This is a genomic window from Bacillus sp. SJS, from assembly GCF_000732485.2.
GTDB lineage: Bacteria > Bacillota > Bacilli > Bacillales > Bacillaceae > Metabacillus_B > Metabacillus_B sediminis.
The window spans coordinates 74,607-92,373 of the sequence record NZ_JAQV02000020.1; the positions used below are offsets into that span (position 1 = coordinate 74,607).

19 protein-coding genes are annotated in these 17,767 nt (G+C 42.6%); 14 read left to right on the plus strand and 5 right to left on the minus strand.

What is annotated here, in order from left to right:
* Window positions 1-210: 210 nt before the first annotated feature.
* The 3 genes from AS29_RS12080 (at window position 211) to AS29_RS12090 (ending at window position 3,839) form a co-directional block, all read left to right on the plus strand.
* The gene (locus tag AS29_RS12080; protein ID WP_035406336.1) at window positions 211-1,602 is read left to right on the plus strand and encodes a S41 family peptidase; all 1,392 of its coding nucleotides are present in this window, start codon (window positions 211-213) and stop codon (window positions 1,600-1,602) included.
* Between the two features lie 150 nt (window positions 1,603-1,752).
* The gene (wrbA, locus tag AS29_RS12085; protein ID WP_035406434.1) at window positions 1,753-2,361 is read left to right on the plus strand and encodes an NAD(P)H:quinone oxidoreductase; all 609 of its coding nucleotides are present in this window, start codon (window positions 1,753-1,755) and stop codon (window positions 2,359-2,361) included.
* A gap of 233 nt (window positions 2,362-2,594) precedes the next feature.
* Window positions 2,595-3,839, plus strand: coding sequence for a pyruvate kinase (locus tag AS29_RS12090; RefSeq protein WP_197491606.1), 1,245 nt, complete (start codon window positions 2,595-2,597; stop codon window positions 3,837-3,839).
* A 108-nt stretch (window positions 3,840-3,947) separates the two neighbouring features.
* Here AS29_RS12090 and AS29_RS12095 read toward each other — a convergent pair whose 3' ends face one another.
* The 3 genes from AS29_RS12095 to AS29_RS12105 all read right to left on the minus strand — a co-directional run bounded on the left by AS29_RS12095 (window position 3,948) and on the right by AS29_RS12105 (window position 6,839).
* Window positions 3,948-4,724 carry a 3-hydroxybutyrate dehydrogenase gene (locus tag AS29_RS12095; protein WP_035406342.1) on the minus strand — a complete coding sequence of 259 codons (777 nt, stop codon included), beginning with the start codon at window positions 4,722-4,724 and terminating at the stop codon, window positions 3,948-3,950.
* A gap of 77 nt (window positions 4,725-4,801) precedes the next feature.
* On the minus strand, window positions 4,802-6,088 hold the full coding sequence (locus AS29_RS12100; RefSeq protein ID WP_035406345.1) for a GntP family permease: 1,287 nt from the start codon (window positions 6,086-6,088) through the stop codon (window positions 4,802-4,804).
* 127 nt (window positions 6,089-6,215) lie between these two features.
* Window positions 6,216-6,839: a nitroreductase family protein gene (locus tag AS29_RS12105; protein WP_035406347.1), complete on the minus strand. Its 624-nt coding sequence runs from the start codon at window positions 6,837-6,839 to the stop codon at window positions 6,216-6,218.
* Between the two features lie 150 nt (window positions 6,840-6,989).
* Between AS29_RS12105 and AS29_RS12110 the strand changes: the two genes are divergently transcribed.
* The 4 genes from AS29_RS12110 to AS29_RS12125 all read left to right on the plus strand — a co-directional run bounded on the left by AS29_RS12110 (window position 6,990) and on the right by AS29_RS12125 (window position 8,800).
* Complete coding sequence (locus AS29_RS12110; protein WP_035406351.1) at window positions 6,990-7,295, plus strand: winged helix-turn-helix transcriptional regulator; 306 nt, start codon at window positions 6,990-6,992, stop codon at window positions 7,293-7,295.
* Between the two features lie 14 nt (window positions 7,296-7,309).
* On the plus strand, window positions 7,310-8,050 hold the full coding sequence (locus AS29_RS12115) for an SDR family NAD(P)-dependent oxidoreductase (protein ID WP_035406354.1): 741 nt from the start codon (window positions 7,310-7,312) through the stop codon (window positions 8,048-8,050).
* A gap of 15 nt (window positions 8,051-8,065) precedes the next feature.
* Window positions 8,066-8,428: a DUF2188 domain-containing protein gene (locus AS29_RS12120; RefSeq protein WP_035406357.1), complete on the plus strand. Its 363-nt coding sequence runs from the start codon at window positions 8,066-8,068 to the stop codon at window positions 8,426-8,428.
* A gap of 84 nt (window positions 8,429-8,512) precedes the next feature.
* Window positions 8,513-8,800: a hypothetical protein gene (locus AS29_RS12125; protein WP_231889933.1), complete on the plus strand. Its 288-nt coding sequence runs from the start codon at window positions 8,513-8,515 to the stop codon at window positions 8,798-8,800.
* A gap of 201 nt (window positions 8,801-9,001) precedes the next feature.
* Here AS29_RS12125 and AS29_RS12130 read toward each other — a convergent pair whose 3' ends face one another.
* Complete coding sequence (locus AS29_RS12130; protein ID WP_035406359.1) at window positions 9,002-9,466, minus strand: hypothetical protein; 465 nt, start codon at window positions 9,464-9,466, stop codon at window positions 9,002-9,004.
* A gap of 123 nt (window positions 9,467-9,589) precedes the next feature.
* Here AS29_RS12130 and rarD point away from each other — a divergent pair, with 123 nt between their 5' ends.
* From rarD to bshB2, 4 genes are all read left to right on the plus strand, one after another.
* The gene (rarD, locus tag AS29_RS12135) at window positions 9,590-10,528 is read left to right on the plus strand and encodes an EamA family transporter RarD (protein ID WP_035406361.1); all 939 of its coding nucleotides are present in this window, start codon (window positions 9,590-9,592) and stop codon (window positions 10,526-10,528) included.
* 18 nt (window positions 10,529-10,546) lie between these two features.
* Window positions 10,547-10,822, plus strand: coding sequence for a hypothetical protein (locus AS29_RS12140; protein WP_035406364.1), 276 nt, complete (start codon window positions 10,547-10,549; stop codon window positions 10,820-10,822).
* A gap of 102 nt (window positions 10,823-10,924) precedes the next feature.
* On the plus strand, window positions 10,925-11,275 hold the full coding sequence (locus tag AS29_RS12145) for a YojF family protein (protein ID WP_035406367.1): 351 nt from the start codon (window positions 10,925-10,927) through the stop codon (window positions 11,273-11,275).
* A gap of 18 nt (window positions 11,276-11,293) precedes the next feature.
* A complete protein-coding gene (bshB2, locus tag AS29_RS12150; RefSeq protein ID WP_035406370.1) occupies window positions 11,294-11,959 on the plus strand; it encodes a bacillithiol biosynthesis deacetylase BshB2 in 666 nt (221 codons plus the stop codon).
* 41 nt (window positions 11,960-12,000) lie between these two features.
* Here bshB2 and AS29_RS12155 read toward each other — a convergent pair whose 3' ends face one another.
* Window positions 12,001-13,368, minus strand: a complete 1,368-nt coding sequence (locus tag AS29_RS12155) for an MATE family efflux transporter (RefSeq protein WP_035406373.1) — start codon at window positions 13,366-13,368, stop codon at window positions 12,001-12,003.
* Between the two features lie 298 nt (window positions 13,369-13,666).
* On the opposite strand from AS29_RS12155, the gene cdaS reads away from it, so the two are divergent.
* From cdaS to AS29_RS12170, 3 genes are all read left to right on the plus strand, one after another.
* Window positions 13,667-14,290, plus strand: a complete 624-nt coding sequence (cdaS, locus tag AS29_RS12160) for a sporulation-specific diadenylate cyclase CdaS (RefSeq protein WP_051860628.1) — start codon at window positions 13,667-13,669, stop codon at window positions 14,288-14,290.
* A gap of 77 nt (window positions 14,291-14,367) precedes the next feature.
* Window positions 14,368-15,690: an NCS2 family permease gene (locus AS29_RS12165; RefSeq protein WP_035406376.1), complete on the plus strand. Its 1,323-nt coding sequence runs from the start codon at window positions 14,368-14,370 to the stop codon at window positions 15,688-15,690.
* 404 nt (window positions 15,691-16,094) lie between these two features.
* Window positions 16,095-17,318 (plus strand): MFS transporter, encoded by a 1,224-nt coding sequence (locus AS29_RS12170; protein WP_035406381.1) that lies wholly within the window; start codon window positions 16,095-16,097, stop codon window positions 17,316-17,318.
* The last annotated feature ends 449 nt before the right edge of the window (window positions 17,319-17,767 follow it).

Sequence of the window (17,767 nt, forward strand, 5' to 3'; positions counted from 1 at the left end):
GATTGCTTAGCGCCTGCAGGGTCTCACGCCACTACTCCAATCAATTTGACTTGTAATAAAATTTACACAAAATTTACAAAATAATCATGAGAAAGGTGTCGAAACATTTAAATTATTTTTTTTAGGACTATAAAAGATTTCCTTTTGCTGTTTAGTTGACGTTTTTACGGCACTCGGACATAATAAAATTCATAATGAGGTGATGATAAATTGAACAAAAATGTAAAGTTGCTGTTAATCATGCTTTTAACAGCCGTTATAAGCTCAGGATTGACTTTGACTTTGGCCAAGCCAGAGACAATTGTGCAGGAAAAAGAAGTGCAGCAAAACCCGGATTTTGCAAAATTAGTGGATACATATGAAAAACTGGAACAAAAATATTATCAGAGAACAGATAAGGTGAAAATGATTGACGGTGCAATCAACGGAATGGTGGAATCCCTTGGCGATCCTTACAGCGCTTATATGAATGCAGAGGATTCGAAGAGCTTTAATGAGACAATTTCCTCTTCCTTTGAAGGAATTGGGGCAGAACTCCAGGAAATTGATGGACAAGTCATGATTGTTTCCCCTATTAAAGGATCTCCTGCAGAAAAAGCAGGTTTAAAGCCGAAAGATAAAATTGTTAAGGTAAATGGGAAAAGTGTTAAGGGCAAGACCGTTAATGATACGGTCGCCTTAATAAGAGGAGAAAAAGGAACAGCGGTTAAAATCGGTATTGAACGCGGCGGCTCCCATGAGCTTGAATTTTCAATCACGAGGGATGAAATTCCAATTGAAACGGTTTACACAAATGTTACGGACGACAACATTGGCCGCATCCAGATTACCACTTTTTCAGAAAGAACAGCAGCTGACTTCAGCAAAGCAGTTAAGGATCTGGAAGAAAAAGAAGTAAAAGGAATTGTGATTGACCTCCGGCAAAACCCAGGCGGTTTAATGGATCAGGCAATCAAGATGAGCGAAATGTTTATACCTGAAGGAAAAAACATTCTTCAGGTTGAAAACAAGGATGGCTCCAGAGAAGCATACCGCTCAGAAAATAAAAACCCTATTACCATTCCTGCCGTAGTGGTAGTCGATGAAGGAACGGCGAGTGCAGGCGAAATTATGGCCGCAGCTCTGAACGAGTCTGCCGATATTCCGCTTTTCGGTGAAAAAACATTTGGAAAAGGGACGATTCAGACAGCAGAAAAATACAAGGATGGTTCTTCCATTAAATTTACCATTGCAAAATGGCTTACACCCGGAGGGACATGGGTTCATAAAAAAGGAATTGAACCAGGTGAAAAAGTTTCTCTTCCTGCGTATGCAAAACTTCCATATTTAGATCCTTCCAAGAAGCTGAAACAGGGTGACGCATCAAAAGAAGTCAAAACGGCACAAGCCTTCCTTAATGCTCTAGGGTACAGCACAGAAGAAAACGGAGTATTTGATTCGAAGATGAAAACAGCTGTAATGAACTATCAAAAAGATTACAAGCTGAAACAAACCGGAACGATTGAAAAGGATACGACAGTATCGATGCTGACTTCTTTACAGGAGCTCATTAAGAAACATGATACGCAAATGAACAAAGCAATTGAAGCTTTAAAAAAATAATGAAATGGCCCCTGCACATAATGCGGGGGTTTTTCCATTTTTGGAAGTTATTATTTGACGCATAGAGTGCTTAACCCGTATACTTTATTTGAATCTGAGATGTTTGATGCTGAAGCAATTCCTGTATTCCAATTAAAGGAGAGATTCAACATGTCCAATGTAAACGTTGCAGTTATTTATTACAGTTCCACTGGTACAAATTATCAGCTGGCTAAATGGGCAGAAGAGGGTGCAAAATCTTTTGGTGCAGAAGTTAAAGTACTAAAGGTGAAAGAACTTGCTCCAAAAGAAGCAATTGAATCAAATCCGGCATGGAAAACACACCTTGAAGAAACAGCTAATGTTCCGGAAGCGTCACTCGCAGATCTGGAGTGGGCAGACGCTATCATTTTCAGTGTGCCAACGCGGTTTGGAAACGTTCCGTCACAAATGAAGCAGTATTTGGACACTACAGGGGGATTATGGTTCCAGGGTAAACTTGCCAATAAAGTGGTTAGTGCCATGGCATCAGCAAGCAATCCTCATGGAGGTCAGGAGCAAACCATTTTGAGCCTGTACGCGACCATGTATCATTGGGGAGCCATCGTAGCAGCACCTGGCTACACCGACCAATCTGCATTCACTTCCGGCGGAAATCCATACGGAAACAGTGTGACAGTAGGACAGGACGGCAGAATTCAGGAAGACGTTGTGGAAGCTGTCAAACATCAGGCCAGACGTACGGCAATGATCGCAGCGGCTGTGAAGAATGGACTATAATAAAAAATAGGGGCATTTCCAATAGCCAAACCTTAAGCAAATCTGAATCGTTAACCCAAGAATACTCAATGCATGAGTATTCTTGGGTTTTTCTTTGGTTCAAAGATCTCCCGCAATCAGTAAAAAACGTTCTGTTTTACCAAAACAGCTTTCTGGACAGGCGTTTATTCATTTCCTTCACGCTCCCGCATACAATGGAATTATTGGAATTGAGGATAGATGGAGTGATATACGTGGAATCTGAACAGGTCGAAAAAGATCGCCTATATAGTTTAAAATCTATGCAAGCTTACTTAAAAGCCAGATCTCCCAAACGGGGAGAAAAGACGATTCCCGCTCTGACAAGTTCAGGGTCTTTCATTAAAGATGAGGAAATGAGCGAGAAACTTATCGAAAAGAGAATCGTATCTCTTTTTAAAAAGAGCGGTCATTCAATCATGGTAACGATGGATAAAAGCCTGCAGGAGGCCGAGATCGCAGGACTTCTGGAAAATGGCATGGACATTGCACGAGTTAATTGCGGCCATGACGGAGTAAAGGAATGGAAGGAAATCATTGAAAGAGTAAGGCGAGCCTCCAATATGACTCATCTGCCATGCAGAATCTATATGGATTTAAGTGGTCCTAAAATAAGAATAACCAAACTCCCAAATAACCTCTCGACCGTCAAAATGCAGTCCGGCGAGGCAATTCGCATCTCTTTAGCCGAATCAGAAAAGATGGCCGGATTGTTCTCTACCAATATGCCAAAAGCCTTCCGTAATGCAAGAAAAGGGGATCGGCTTTTAATAAATGATGGGAAGATACAAGGCACCATTGCATACAAGACGGAGGATCTCATCGTCGCAAATGTTCATCATTACTTAAAAAGGAGTGTCTCTATTAAGGTAAATGATGGCATTAATCTTCCGGATTCGTTATCTTTTCTTCTGCTTCCGGCTATGTCTGAGAAGGATATAAACGAGAGTGCGTTCATTTTCCGCCATGCGGATATTGTGGGTCTTTCCTTTGTCCATACGAAAGAGGATCTGCAGTTTCTAAAAAATTTAATGCTTGAAAAAACAGGAAAAATCCTTCCGATTACAGCGAAAATCGAGACCGAATATGCTGTGAAAAATCTTCCTTCTATTATCTCAGAAGGGCTTAAACATGAAGGCTTTGGGGTGATGGCTGCAAGAGGGGACCTTGCTGTAGAAGCAGGATTTGAAAAGCTTGGACGGCTTCAGGATGACCTAATGAGTCTTTGCTTTCATTCTCAGATACCGCTTATTTATGCAACCGAGGTTTTGGCTTCGCTTGCCAAAACCCGATTGGCAACCCGCCCAGAAATTGTTGATGCCCACCGGTCTTTTAAAGCTGCATGTACCATGCTGAATAAAGGCCCTTTTATCGCAGATGCGGTCAGCATGCTGAAGGGAATAGAGGAAGACCGTAAAGAAAGACTGGAGTTTATCGAGTCTCATGAATTAAAGAACTAAGATTCTTATGGAGGGCTGGAAGAAGCAAATCATTTATATCCGGGTACTGCAAGGAAAAAAAGAAGACCTTTGCGTAAACTTCGCAAAGGTCTTTCCTTTAATACGTTATTATTGAGCTGTATATCCGCCATCAAGCACAACAGCTTGACCTGTTACTCCGCGAGCTTTATCGCTAGAGAGGAAAATTGCATAATCAGCAATTTCTTCAACGCTAAGCAGACGTTTTTGCGGTACTAACGGGTAGATGACTTCTTCCAGAACTTTTTCAAGTGGCACATTACGTGTTTTAGCCAAGTCCTGCATTTGCCCGCGCACTAGCGGAGTATCAACATAACCCGGGCAAAGAGCATTAACCGTGATGCCTTGTTCTGCTCCTTCAAGCGCTGCAACCTTAGTTAGACCGATTACGCCGTGTTTTGCACTATTGTAAGCGGCTTTACCTGCGAATCCTATAAGTCCGTTAATGGAAGACATATTAATGATCCGTCCGAAGCCTTGTTTTTTCATGTGAGGGAACACATGCTTAATCGCCATGAATGGGGCAGTCAGCATAATTTTAACTAAAAGTTCGTAACGCTGTGTTGAGAATTCCTCAATTGGTGAAACGTGCTGCATTCCTGCGTTGTTAATAAGAATATCCAGTCTTCCGAAGTGTGAAATGGTCTCATCAATTGCATTTTTCAATTCTTCTTCGTTTGTTACATCACATTTTAGGCCCAGAGTTTGCTGTCCATTTTGTGCCAGAGTTTCTGCTGCTTTTTTAACGCCTTCTTCATTAAGGTCTGTCAAAACAACTTTAGCGCCTTCTGCAGCAAATTTTTCCCCGATTTCATACCCAATTCCTTGTGCAGCTCCAGTAATAAAAACAACTTTATTTTCGACCATGTTTATTTCTCCTCCTATTATTTAAAAATTTATTTAAAATTAGAGAGTTATGCTTTAGAACTCCTAATTTCATGCAATTAGTAAATACCTGCAGATGCAAGCAATATCGAAACAATCAATGCGATTATTGGAATAATCAATCCTACGACCGCAACATCCATATAGGATTCTTTATGCTTTAGTCCCGTAACCGTAAGCAATGTCAATAATGCTCCATTGTGGGGCAGAATGGAAGCTCCGGAAGCGACGGCAGCAATGCGGTGAAAGGCCTCGGGCGCAATGCCTGTTGATTGTGAAAGCTGATAATATTGATCACCTAATGCCTGAAGGGCAATTCCCATTCCTCCGGAAGCGGAGCCTGTAATACTGGCAAGCAGCTCAACAGCGATTGCTGCAGAGATTAGAGGATTCCCTCCAAGGCCCATAATCATATCTGTAATGTTTGAAAAACTAGGAACTGCGGTTACGACGGCTCCAAATCCAACAGCAGCACTCGTATTAATAATGGCCATAACCGAACCTGCAGCTCCGCCGTTAATTGCACTTATAAACAGCTTCATTTTTTTCAAGCTCAAAAGCATGATGATGATGATGCCGATCAATAGCGATGGCAGGATATCGAGCTTGATGACATTTAGTGATAGAACAACTGCAATCAGCGGGATAATGGATATATAGGGATTAGGCAGGTTGGAAGGATCTACTTCCTTTACGTCACTGCCGCCTTTAGGCTCTGTGTATCCTTCTCCCTTTGCCTGCAGCTTTTTACCGCGCCAGGCGAGATAGAAATATCCACCGACTGCCATAATGAGCCCTGCGGCAATCCCTGTAACCGGCCCCGCTAAAGGAGTCGTCTTAAAGTAATCGGTAGGAATGATGTTCTGAATTTGCGGTGTTCCCGGTATTGCTGTCATCGTAAAAGTAAAAGCACCTAAAACGAGTGTTGCCGGGATAAGCTTCCTTGGAAGGTCTGCTGCTTTAAACAATGCAACCGTTAACGGGTAAAGAGCAAACACGACAACAAAAAGGCTTACTCCGCCATATGTTAAGACAGCTGCACCGATTAGTACTCCGAGTATGGCTCTTTTTTTCCCAATGAAATCGGTAATTTTATAAGCAACAGCCTGAGCCATCCCTGTTTCTTCCATTAATTTACCGAATACTGCACCAAGCAGGAAGACAGGGAACCATTTTTTTGTAAAGCCTACAAAGCCCTCCATATAGGTTTCGGTATAGGCAGGCAATAAATCCAGCCCTTCAATCCCTGCGACAAGCAAGGATATGAGCGGTGCTATCCAAATAATGGACCAGCCAAAGTAGGCAAGCACCATCAGCAGAATTAAACCGAGTATGATACTAAACATAAGCACTATCTCCTTGTTCCAATATAGGTATATGATTCCTCAAATCCGTCAAAAGTATTGAAAAAAACGGGAAAAAGAATAATGGCAAAATGAAAAGCGGGTGGGAGCCCGCTTTTCAGGTTTGTGACTAGAGCCAGACGGATACTTGATCCAGTTTGATTCTGTCACTTTTATGAGCAGGTTTTGCCGCTTTTCCGATGGAAATCAGCATAACCGGTACATATCTTTCTGATATTTTAAATTCTTTGATTAATTCTTCGCCGTTAAAACCGCCGATTGCACATGTGTCGAAACCTTTAGCTTTTGCTGCTAGCATAAGCTGCATAGCTGCTAGAGAAGCATTGCTGTAAGCGGCATCACGGGCATATACAGGGTTTGTATAAGCACCATTGATTTGGCCTGCAAGCGTTTCCTTAATTTCTTTGGACATATGACCGGCATCTACAAGCGGATTGTATACCTGGTCTGTGTTTTTATTTGCTTCCAAGTCGCCTAAAATCGCAACAACTGCTGAAGATTCAACAATTTGATTCTGGCTGTATGCAATTGGCAGAAGGCGTTCTTTTGATTCTGCGCTATGGAATACTAAAAAGTTCCAGTGCTGCAGGTTCCACGCTGATGGAGCTTTAATAGCAGATTCCAGGATCCCGGTTAAATCTTCTTTTGATATGGATTCGGATTTGTCATAATGACGGACGGATGTGCGTTCACCCATTAGGGTCAGCAAATCATCTGCAATGGTTGTTGCCATGGTGTAGCCTCCTTTTGTAAAATGATGGATTTTCGTTTATAATGGACAAAAAGTAACACACTCACTTATTGTAAGTTTGTCGAACGTTGTCTATCATAAAACGTTGTTCAAACAATTGTCAAGAATGAGGCTTGAAAAGGTGGCGATGTTATGAAATTTTCAAATTGTCCGCATATTGAATTTGCTTTTAAGCTGCTTGGTAAACGATGGAACGGAATGATTGTCCACGTGTTAATGGACGGTCCGAAGCGTTTTAAAGATCTCTCTGAAATCATTCCTAGTATTAGCCAAAAAATGCTTGCTGAACGATTAAAAGAATTGGAAGCTGCTGATATGATTAAGCGGATTGTATATCCTGAAACTCCTGTAAAAGTGATTTATAAGCTGACCGAAAAGGGTATGGCATTAGAGAACGTTATGAAGGAAGTTCAAATATGGGGCAATCGTTATTGCTAGGAGGTCGCTCAAAGATGGAAGCAAAAACAGTTATTGTAACCGGAGCATCAAACGGAATCGGAGAAGGGGTTGCACGAGCTTACTGCAAAGAGGGATTCAATGTTGTATTAGCTGATTATGATTCCGATAAGGGGAAAGAACTGGAAGCTCAATTACTAAAGCAAAACGACAACGTATTATTTTTAAAAACAGATGTCAGGAATTCTGAGGATATCATTGGCTGTGTGGAAGAGACGGTACGAACATTCGGCGGAATCGATGTTTTGATTAACAATGCAGGAGCAGTTGCGTTCGAGGATCCGCTTGAACTATCCGTGGATGATTGGGATAACATTCTTTCCACAAACCTTCGAAGCGTATTTTTATTTTCAAGAGAGGCAGCTAAGCATATGAAGGACAGAACCGGGGGTTCAATAGTCAACATAGCTTCAACAAGGTCACAAATGTCAGAACCTCACTCAGAGGCCTATGCAGCATCAAAAGGCGGAATCGTGGCCTTGACACATGCCCTGGCAGCTTCGTTTGCGGATTATTCCATCACTGTAAATGCTATTTCACCAGGCTGGATTCACACAGGTAATTTAGAAGATCTAAGAGAAGTTGATCATTCCCAGCATCTGTCAGGAAGAGTCGGTGAGCCTTCTGATATAGCAGGTGCCTGTCTTTACCTCACTCAAGCTTCAAACAGCTTTGTAAATGGTGCGAACCTTGTCATAGATGGCGGAATGACTCGTAAAATGATTTATGAGCATTGAGGAGGGAGCTTAACCATGCCTTGGAGCAAGCAGGACTATCCGGATTCAATGAAAAACCTTCCTGACAAAACGAGGGAGAAGGCCATCGAAATTGCCAACGCCCTGCTGGAGGATAAATATGATGAAGGCAGAGCAATTGCAATTGCAACTTCTCAAGCAGAGAAATGGGCAGACGGCAGAGAAGAGCTTGGCCAAACATATAAACTTCACAAAAGAGAAGAAAAATGGGTTCTCGAGAAGGAACATAGCAAAAGGGCAAGCTTCTCTTTTGATACAAAAGCAGATGCCCTAAGTAAAGCAAGAGAGCTGGTTCATATTCAAAATGCTTCCATTATGATATACGAAGAGGATGGATCCCGGGATCAGTCAATTAATTAATATCCCTGGTGGGTAAGGGCCCATTCGTTGTCCATGCTAGGTGAATAACCTATGAGTGCAGGCTAACGAAGAGGAGGAATAAACGTGTACCCTTATATGATGCGCGGAAATCCCGGAGGCCCAGGTCCTGGCCCTTACCCGAGGTTTATCCCGTTCGGATTTCCATTTGTCGGCGGGCTGGTGGGAGGGCTGCTGGGCGGCGCAATTGTCGGCAGTTTGGCTCGTCCCCCCTATCCGTTTTATGGCGGCGGTTTCTACGGAGGTTATCCTGGCGGCGGTTTCTACGGAGGCTATCCCGGCGGAGGATTTGCTGGAGGCTATCCAGGGGGATTTGCCGGAGGCGGCTACCCCGGCTACCCAGGTGCGTATTGACCTGTCTACCCTTAATAAGATAGAAGGTATGCCGCTTTCATGCAGGAAGGCGGTTTTTTCCTGTTTAATTAGGTGGCTTTCCCACAAATTTTCTATGCTCAACATGCTGCCCGTGGATATCCCAAGCCAATGCAAAAAGCCAAGCGTCATTGGAGACTGGGGCAGTGTGTCCTAATCCAAAGAAAAGAAGCTGATGGCGTTTCAGCTTCTAATGTCACCTTCCGGAATATGAATTTCTGTTACATTTAAATCCTCGTTCTTAATAAAAGACAGTTCCAGTTCTTCATCCTGATAGGTCGCTTTTGTTCCTTTTCTGCGGACCAGAAATGGAATTTGAAAGGTTTTTCGCTCTCCTTTTTCAGGGAAATTCTCAAGCGTCAGCTGATGACTGTTATGCTGAATTTTGACATCTCCTGCTATCTTTGCGGGAATTTTTATTTTAAAGTAAATCCGATCTGTGGCCTCATACCAATTTTCAGACGGCGGCGCTTGTTTTTCTTCTCTGTTTTTTGAGAATTGGTAAGGAAATCCGCCAGATTGATCTTGGCCAAAAACCTGCCCCATTACCTCCTGAACGTAATTTTCAACCTGGTTAGGATTCATGCTCTTAAAGAAATCGGGCATTTTCTGCTGATTAAACGGATATTGTTTATTCCATGGAAACATCTAATCATCCTTTCGTTTAGGCGGGCGATAATGCAGTATATGCGGAGTCAAAACCTTTTGCTTGTGAAGGTTCAGGAGGGAAGAGTATAATGTGCATGGAGTAACAGGGAGCGTGAATTAAACTTGCACGAACATGTAAAGCATGACAAAACCGGAATCCTGCTGACGGCCGGTTCTTATTTTTTGTGGGGAATTCTTCCGCTATACTGGAAAGCAGCTGATTCAGTCAGTTCAGAAGAAATCCTGGCACATCGTATTTTCTGGTCTTTTATTTTTATGCTATTGGTTTTAACAGCCGGTAAAAACTGGCCGGCAATGATCCAAACACTGCGGAATATGAAAAAAAGGCCGCTTTTAATCGGATCTCTTATCTTGTCTTCCTTGCTCATAAGCGCAAACTGGTTTGTATACATTTGGGCCGTGAATAACCATCATATTTTGGAAGCCAGTCTTGGATATTATATTAATCCATTAATCAGTGTCCTTCTTGGAATGATTTTTCTGAAAGAAAAGCTGAATGGATGGCAAAAGCTTTCTTTCATCCTGGCACTTACTGGTGTCCTAATCTCAGGCTTTCACTTTGGAAGCTTCCCATGGATTTCAATGATCCTCGCTTTAAGCTTCGGGTTATATGGTCTTACAAAGAAGGTTACGAAGCTGAATGCTTCCATTGGATTGACCTTTGAAACCCTAGCCGTTTTACCTTTTTCAGTAATGTATCTGCTGCATCTTTCACAGACAGGGAAATCATCATTTCTGGCTGGAAGTCTTTCCGTTGATCTGCTGCTGATCGGCGCTGGAATCGTAACCGCTATTCCGCTGCTTCTTTTTGCAACCGGGGCACAGAAAATACCTCTTTACATGACGGGGATTCTTCAATACATTGCTCCTACCTTAACACTCATAGCAGGGCTAACCATCTTTAATGAAACCTTTACACGTGTAGATCTAGTTACATTCACGTTTATCTGGTCTGCCCTTGCCGTTTTTACACTTTCCAGCAGCAAAGCAGCCAGAAGCGTCCACCTTAAAAGAATGAAAAATCGTTCAGCGGATATATAAAATAACGGGGGTGGTAAAATGGAGGATAAGCACCTGCTCGACTGTTATCGGAAAATATGGCACAATCGAAAGCTGGATTCTGATCTCCCTGAAAGAGCTGCACTCGAAGATGCGATGAAAAGAGATCTGCTCGATGAAGGAACCCATCCAAGGGTTAGAAAAAGCCCTGATCAGAAATTTGACATTTCGATCAGCAGGGTTATGGACTCCTCATTAAAAGAAGAGGAGAAAATGGAGCTTGCTGCGGGCTACGCTGCTGTGCTGGCAATATTAAAAGAAGGGACCTCAAGTTAAAGGGTTCAGGCTTATTGCATCGGTGAATTCTGAATCATCCATTCGCTAGCCGAAGCATTGCGAACACAGCCATAAGAAATGATTAATAAAAGGAGCTTTAGTATGAAACCTATTATACCTAATGAGATTCAAGAATACCTGGATCAGCATGCAAATAAAGACGTATACATTCATCTTGAAACGACAACCGGCGCATACAATGCCCACCAGAATGAAAACAGCATGACAGTCGTGGCATTCATCCGAAACGCCAAGTTCCGCTACTCACTTGCTAAAATCACCGGTTTTGGACCTTTCAGAGTAGGATTGAAAATGGAGGAAGGCTGGACTTATGCAGAAGGTTTAACGGATACTACAGTAGATGAACAAAACCGCTTGATTCTTGCCGGCCATCACCCTGACGGTAAACTTGCCATTGCGCTGCAAATCAGTACTGTGCCATTTCCATCTTAATAAAAGGAGTTTTTTAATATGAGTGAACATGTGTTAGTTGTATTGCCGCATCCTGATGATGAATCATTTGGTGTTGCCGGTTTAATTGCTTTAAAACGAAAAGCAGGGGTTCCTGTTACATATGCATGCGGAACGCTGGGAGAAATGGGCAGAAATATGGGGAGTCCATTATTTGCTAACCGCGAGACGCTGCCTCTAATTCGAAAAAGGGAACTGCAGGATGCATGCCGGGCCATGGGTGTTACGGATTTAAGAATGCTTGGCATGAGGGATAAAACACTTGAGTTCGAAGATATTGATCTTTTCGCTGACCGCATTGAAGCGATCATTCAAGAGGTAAAACCGACACTGATTGTCACGTTTTATCCGGACCATGGGGTTCATCCAGATCACGATGCTACTGGCAGAGCAGTTATCCATGCACTTAAAAGAATGCCTGCTGAAGAACGTCCAGTGACATACTGCCTGGCTATAACGAAAAATAGAGAAGACGTTTTAGGTGCTCCGAATGTAATACTGGATATAAGGGAAGTAGCTGAAACAAAAATGGAAGCATTAAAAGCACATCGTTCGCAGACAGAAGGCTTAATAAGGCAAATGGAAGAAGACTTTAAAAAAGGCGTCCCTCAAGTCATGAACTGGTTTGAGACGGAAACCTACTGGCATTATCAATGGAACGAATAAGACATGAAAAAACCAGCCCGGACATTCAGGACTGGTTTTTATTATTGAAAATTTTTCGAAGGACGATCCTGAACAAGTTTTTGGGTTCTTCCAAGTCTCAGTGAAAGCCCGATTGCCCCTGAAGCAAGACCTGCGATTAGGCCAATCCAATATCCAAATGCTTGAAGGCTTGTATATTGGGCCAGGACATATCCCAATGGAAGCCCGATTGCCCAATAAGAAATCAGGGCAGTATAAAAGGTGAATCGAACATCTTTATAACCTCGCAGGGCTCCTTGAATCGGTGCCGCAATTGCATCCGACATTTGAAAGAAAACCGCATAGATCAAAAATGTTTTTGTTAATTGGAGAACCTCAGCATTTTCGGTATAAATCGAGGCAATAAAATCTCTGAAAAAGAAAATGACGGCTGCAGTTATAAGCGACAGGCAAATTCCCATTAAAATTCCGAGATAACTGTACTCCCTTGCATCCTTCCATCTTTTTGCACCCGCTTCATACCCGATTACAATCGTTAATGCCATTGAAATCGACAGTGGAATCATGTATAGGAATGATGCGAAATTCATTGCTGCCTGGTGTGAGGCAATTGTGACTGTATTGTATTCGCTCATAAACAATGTCACCGCCGCGAAAATACTTGTTTCAAAAAAGATGGCAAATCCGATTGGCATCCCAATCGCTAAAATTTCTCTCCATTTTTGCAACGAGACTTTATAAAAATTCGAAAAGAGGGAAAAAGAAGCGAAGGAAGGGTGTTTGGTTAAAATAATGATCGTTATAATCGCTGTAATCCAATAGGTAATACATGTAGCAACTCCGGCTCCGGCTCCCCCAAGCTTGGGAAAACCAAAATTGCCGAAAATAAACAAATAATTTAAGACAAAGTTTACTGGGAGTGCTGTCAGTGTAATCCACATGGAAATACGCGTCATGCCGAGGGAATCAATAAAACCTCTGAGGACTCCGTATAGAAAAAGCGGCAAGATCCCGAAGGAAAGGGCTATTAAATAATTTTTTGCGATTGCTTCCACTTTTCCTTCCAATGGGAGAAAGGAGAGCAGTGGGTCAAGAATAAAAGATCCAGCCGCAATAACAAGAACCGTCATGAAAATGGACAGGTAAAGGCCCTGAATGACGGTAAAAGGTATGTCTTTTGTCTTTTTAGCTCCTGCAAGCTGTCCGACCAAAGGTGTAATCGCCATAAAAATTCCGCTTAGTCCCGTATAAACCGGAACCCAAATACTTGAACCAACTGCCACTCCGGCAAGGTCCTCCGGACTAACCTTGCCTGACATCGTTGTATCAAGAAAAGTCATAGAGTAAAGACCAAGCTGGGTAATAAGAATAGGAAGCAGGATGATGCTGAATTGCCTGAATTTTTCTGAATATGTAGGTGCAGAATGCATAGGTTTACCTCTTCTGTTCATTGACATAATGAAGGAATTATATCATGAATCCGAGGAACGCTACTGCTTTTGTTTATGGTTTTTTGAAGAATTACCTTTGAACATTCGGTAATAAAAACACCCAAGAATGACTGTACCTGATAGAGAAAAAACATATTGGAATATTTTTGCTATCGTCATCACTTATGCTCCTTATCAATATCTTTTAAACGGTATTAGTATGTACCACCATTTTCCATTCGATTCGCTTTCATGTTTAGACGCATAAGGCTTATCCTACAATAAAGGAGCGAAATGTATGAGCAAACCTGAAGAAATTGTCATTATTGATGATATAAAGAGCAGCATTGAACGGAATTTGACCGAAATTATAGCCGGCTCTCAAAAAATTCTTGGGGAACTTGGTAACAGTGAAAGCTGTCTGTTATGTGAACTGGATGAAATAAATGGCCGCTTTCAAATGATTCAATCATCGGCATCCACCTTCTATCTTCAAGTGTATCTGTCAACCTATACTGAAAGCTTCCATGCTCTTGCATCGGCTATGCAAAATTTGTCAAATAAACACCATGGAGGATTAATTATCGTGGAGAGAGGGGAACCGGTTGCTCCTTATATCCGGAATGGGGTAAACGTGCAGGCGGAGCTGTCTGCTTCTCTGGCTGAAAGTATTTTTTATCCTGGAAATCCTCTTCACGACGGGGCCATGCTCGTAAAGGGAGATAAGATTGTATCAGCCGCCAATATTCTTCCATTGTCTGAAATTTCATCAGGCGGAAGCAAACTTGGAACGAGACATAGGGCTGCTATAGGCTTAACGGAAAAAACGGATGCTGTCGTGCTGATTGTTTCGGAGGAAACAGGGAAAATGTCATTTGCAAAGGATGGAACGATTTATCCGATAAGTACAAATAATCTTTAAATTGCAACCTTTGATAAAGTTCTTTCATCGCTTTTAAATGTGAGATATAATGGCGGATATGTTTTATTTGAGGAGGTATGAGGTTGAACAGGCTACTTGATCAATTTTTTAAATTAACAGAGCGCAAAACGACCGTAAAGAGAGAATTTCTTGCTGCCCTTACGACATTTGTGACTGTAAGCTATATTATCCTTGTAAATCCTGTGATTTTATCTGAGGCAGGCATTCCGAAAGAAGCAGCCCTCGCTGCGACCATATTCGGTATTGTCATTACAAGTATGATTATGGGATTATGGGCAAATCTCCCAATTGTAATCGGACCCGGCATGGGACTTAATGCATTTTTTACATATACCGTTGTTTTAAAGCAGGGACTTTCATGGGAAACCGCTCTCGGCGCCGTATTTATTTCGGGTCTATGCTTTTTCCTTCTTTCAATCTTCGGAATCAGTGAAAAAGTTGTTAAAGCCATACCTAAAACACTTAAAGCATCCATTACAGCCGGAATTGGATTATTTATCGCTTTCATCGGATTAAAAAACGGCGGAATTGTTGTCCCGGATGAAGCCACTTTTGTTGCTTTAGGGGATATGACGAATATTGGAACGATCCTTGCCATTTCAGGAATCGTTCTCACAGCCGTATTAACTGCGCTGAATGTAAGAGGCGGAATTATTTTGTCCATCCTGATCATCTCGGCAGCATCGATGGTGCTGGGAAATTCACCATCACCTCAAGGCATTTCTGATTTACTTTCCTTCCAGATCCCGTCGATTGAACCGACGTTTATGGCAATGGACCTTAAAGCTGCCATCGGTTACGGAATCCTTTCCATCATCTTCTCTTTCACGATTGTGGAACTGTTTGATACCCTTGCAACCCTCATTGGATTGACGAAAAAAGCAAATCTGACCGATGAACATGGCAACGTTCCTAATATGAACCGCGCTCTAACAACAGGAGCATTTGGAACAATGGTAAGTGCTGTGCTGGGAAGTACGGCGATGAACACTTACGTAGAAAATGCCACCGGGATAGCAGCAGGTGCAAGAACTGGCTTAAAGGCGATTTTCGCTGCCCTTTTATTCCTGCTTACACTGCTGTTCGCGCCGCTTATTCAATTTATTCCGAGTGTCGCCACAGCACCTGCGCTCATCATCATCGGAGCTTTTATGCTGACAGAGCTGAAAGAAGTAGACTTCGATGATTTAACAGAATTGATCCCGGCGTTCCTTGCATTAATTATGATGCCCCTCACTTACTCAATAGCTGAGGGAGTGGCCTTTGGATTTCTTTCTTACACGCTGATCAAACTCTTCACGGGACGTGCAAAAGAACTGCATTGGCTCATGTATCTGATTTCAGCAGCATTTATCGTTAATTTCTTTTTAATCGGCTAAAAATACAGGGCACGTGCCCTGTATTTTTTTTGATGTTGGCTCTGTTAAACTTAGCTGTTGATTGCAGTTAGCAGGCGTTCGCTTTCCGCGGGGCTGGCGGTGAGTCTCGCTCATTCTACTCCAATCAACAGGTGTTAAAAATCAACATCAGGCTTAAATAGAGCCATGTTACTATGGAATTTATTAAGTGACTATATGCAGAAACGTGCTCATGGGTATATCTTTGTTAATCGTCACAACGCTTACTTTGGACCCGCAGAACAAGAGTCGGTTCGCGGGAATTGCGGACTTAGCAGAACTTTAATATTTGGAGGGATTTGCGCTTTTATATAAAAAATTTCGGGTGGCGAAATACTTTCGCTGGTGCTATAGTTAATGCATCATACAAAAAATGGAGATATCATATGTGGAAAAATAAAAATGTTTGGATTGTTTTAGCCGGGGAGTTCATTGCCGGTCTTGGTTTGTGGATGGGAATCATCGGAAATCTGGAATTTATGCAGACCTATATTCCTTCAGATTTCTTAAAATCACTTTTATTAATTGCAGGACTTTTAGCAGGAGTGGCTGTAGGGCCAATGGCCGGCAGAATGATTGACAGCCGTTCAAAAAAGAACGTTCTTATTGTTTCAGGAATTGGTCGAATGCTCAGTGTAATCTTTATGTTTGCAGCCATTTCCTATGGCTCTGTCTGGTTTATGCTTTTATTTTTAATTGGCATTCAAATCTCTGCAGCCTTTTACTTTCCCGCTCTGCAGGCTGCCATCCCATTAATTGTTAAAGAGCAGGAACTGGTCCAAATGAATGGTGTTCACATGAATGTCGCCACACTTGCCCGGGTCATCGGAACGGCACTCGCCGGTATCCTTCTCGCTTATTTAAGCCTGAGTATGCTATATGCCATGTCCATGGCGGCTTATGGGGTTCTTCTAATTGCCACATTCTTTCTGAAGTTTGATGAAGAGGAAAAAAGCATTCAGAATCGTAATGGCAAACAAGGGGGATTTTTGGAGGTAATGCCGATTTTAAAAGCCTCTCCCATCGCGCTGACTGCCCTGGTACTGACCATTATTCCCATGCTCTTCATTGGCGGCTTTAACCTCATGGTTATTAACATTAGCGAGCTGCAGGACAGCACAGCTGTAAAGGGACTGCTTTACACTGTGGAAGGACTAAGTTTCATGCTGGGAGCTTTATTTGTTAAAAAGCTGTCTGACCGTTACAACCATGTTGCATTAATGATTTTGTTCTCTTTTGTAACCTCAATAGCTCATCTTTCGTTGTTTTTCAGTGACCATTTTTGGATGTCGCTCGTCTCGTTTGGCTTATTCGGTTTAAGCGTCGGCTGTTTTTTCCCGATTGCTTCTACGATCTTTCAAACAAGAATTGAGAAGGAATATCATGGGCGCTTCTTTTCGTTCCGGAACATGCTTGACCGTATCATGTTTCAGGTCGTGCTGCTAGGAACAGGGCTTCTTCTTGATACCATCGGTCTGCAATACATGGTAGTCGTGTTCGGAGCAGGATCACTTGCTCTTGTGCTGATCTATGGCAGCAGCCAGTTGAGAAATCTGGGCAAGCAGGATGATAATATCTCATTTTCCGAGCAGAAAAAAGCCAGCAGCTGAACAGTCTATCACAGACTGTTTTTTTTGTTGTTTAATATCTTTAAAAGTACTCAACTGGTGGCGGGCGCCAGAGGACAAGCTTAAAAAATTGATTGACTGTAAGCACATGCGCGCTTGCTGCCAGTTTCAATTGCAGAAATGAAGGGAAGAAGAGGGAAGGGCCATACAGAGTGTCCGATATCGATGCGAATGAGTGATAGATCAGGTGCAGCGTCCGATATATGGGTGCGAGTGTCCGATATCCAGGATTGAGGGAGCGATATCCAATGCCGAGTGTCCGATATCGATGCGAATGGGCGATATGTCAGGTGCAGTGTCCGATATATGGGCCCTAGCGTCCGATATCCCGTACTGAGTGAGCGATATCCGATGCTGAGTGTCCGATATCGATGCGAATGGGCGATAGATCAGGTGCAGTGTCCGATATATGGGCGCGAGAGTCCGATATC

Coding starts and splice junctions, on each gene's coding strand:
- wrbA (WP_035406434.1), top strand. CDS start 1,753: ATGTCCAATGTAAACGTTGCAGTTATTTATTACAGTTCCACTGGTACA.
- AS29_RS12095 (WP_035406342.1), bottom strand. CDS start 4,724: ATGGTCGAAAATAAAGTTGTTTTTATTACTGGAGCTGCACAAGGAATT.
- AS29_RS12100 (WP_035406345.1), bottom strand. CDS start 6,088: ATGTTTAGTATCATACTCGGTTTAATTCTGCTGATGGTGCTTGCCTAC.
- AS29_RS12105 (WP_035406347.1), bottom strand. CDS start 6,839: ATGGCAACAACCATTGCAGATGATTTGCTGACCCTAATGGGTGAACGC.
- AS29_RS12110 (WP_035406351.1), top strand. CDS start 6,990: ATGAAATTTTCAAATTGTCCGCATATTGAATTTGCTTTTAAGCTGCTT.
- AS29_RS12115 (WP_035406354.1), top strand. CDS start 7,310: ATGGAAGCAAAAACAGTTATTGTAACCGGAGCATCAAACGGAATCGGA.
- AS29_RS12120 (WP_035406357.1), top strand. CDS start 8,066: ATGCCTTGGAGCAAGCAGGACTATCCGGATTCAATGAAAAACCTTCCT.
- AS29_RS12130 (WP_035406359.1), bottom strand. CDS start 9,466: ATGTTTCCATGGAATAAACAATATCCGTTTAATCAGCAGAAAATGCCC.
- AS29_RS12140 (WP_035406364.1), top strand. CDS start 10,547: ATGGAGGATAAGCACCTGCTCGACTGTTATCGGAAAATATGGCACAAT.
- AS29_RS12145 (WP_035406367.1), top strand. CDS start 10,925: ATGAAACCTATTATACCTAATGAGATTCAAGAATACCTGGATCAGCAT.
- bshB2 (WP_035406370.1), top strand. CDS start 11,294: ATGAGTGAACATGTGTTAGTTGTATTGCCGCATCCTGATGATGAATCA.
- AS29_RS12155 (WP_035406373.1), bottom strand. CDS start 13,368: ATGCATTCTGCACCTACATATTCAGAAAAATTCAGGCAATTCAGCATC.
- cdaS (WP_051860628.1), top strand. CDS start 13,667: ATGAGCAAACCTGAAGAAATTGTCATTATTGATGATATAAAGAGCAGC.
- AS29_RS12165 (WP_035406376.1), top strand. CDS start 14,368: ATGAGGTTGAACAGGCTACTTGATCAATTTTTTAAATTAACAGAGCGC.
- AS29_RS12170 (WP_035406381.1), top strand. CDS start 16,095: ATGTGGAAAAATAAAAATGTTTGGATTGTTTTAGCCGGGGAGTTCATT.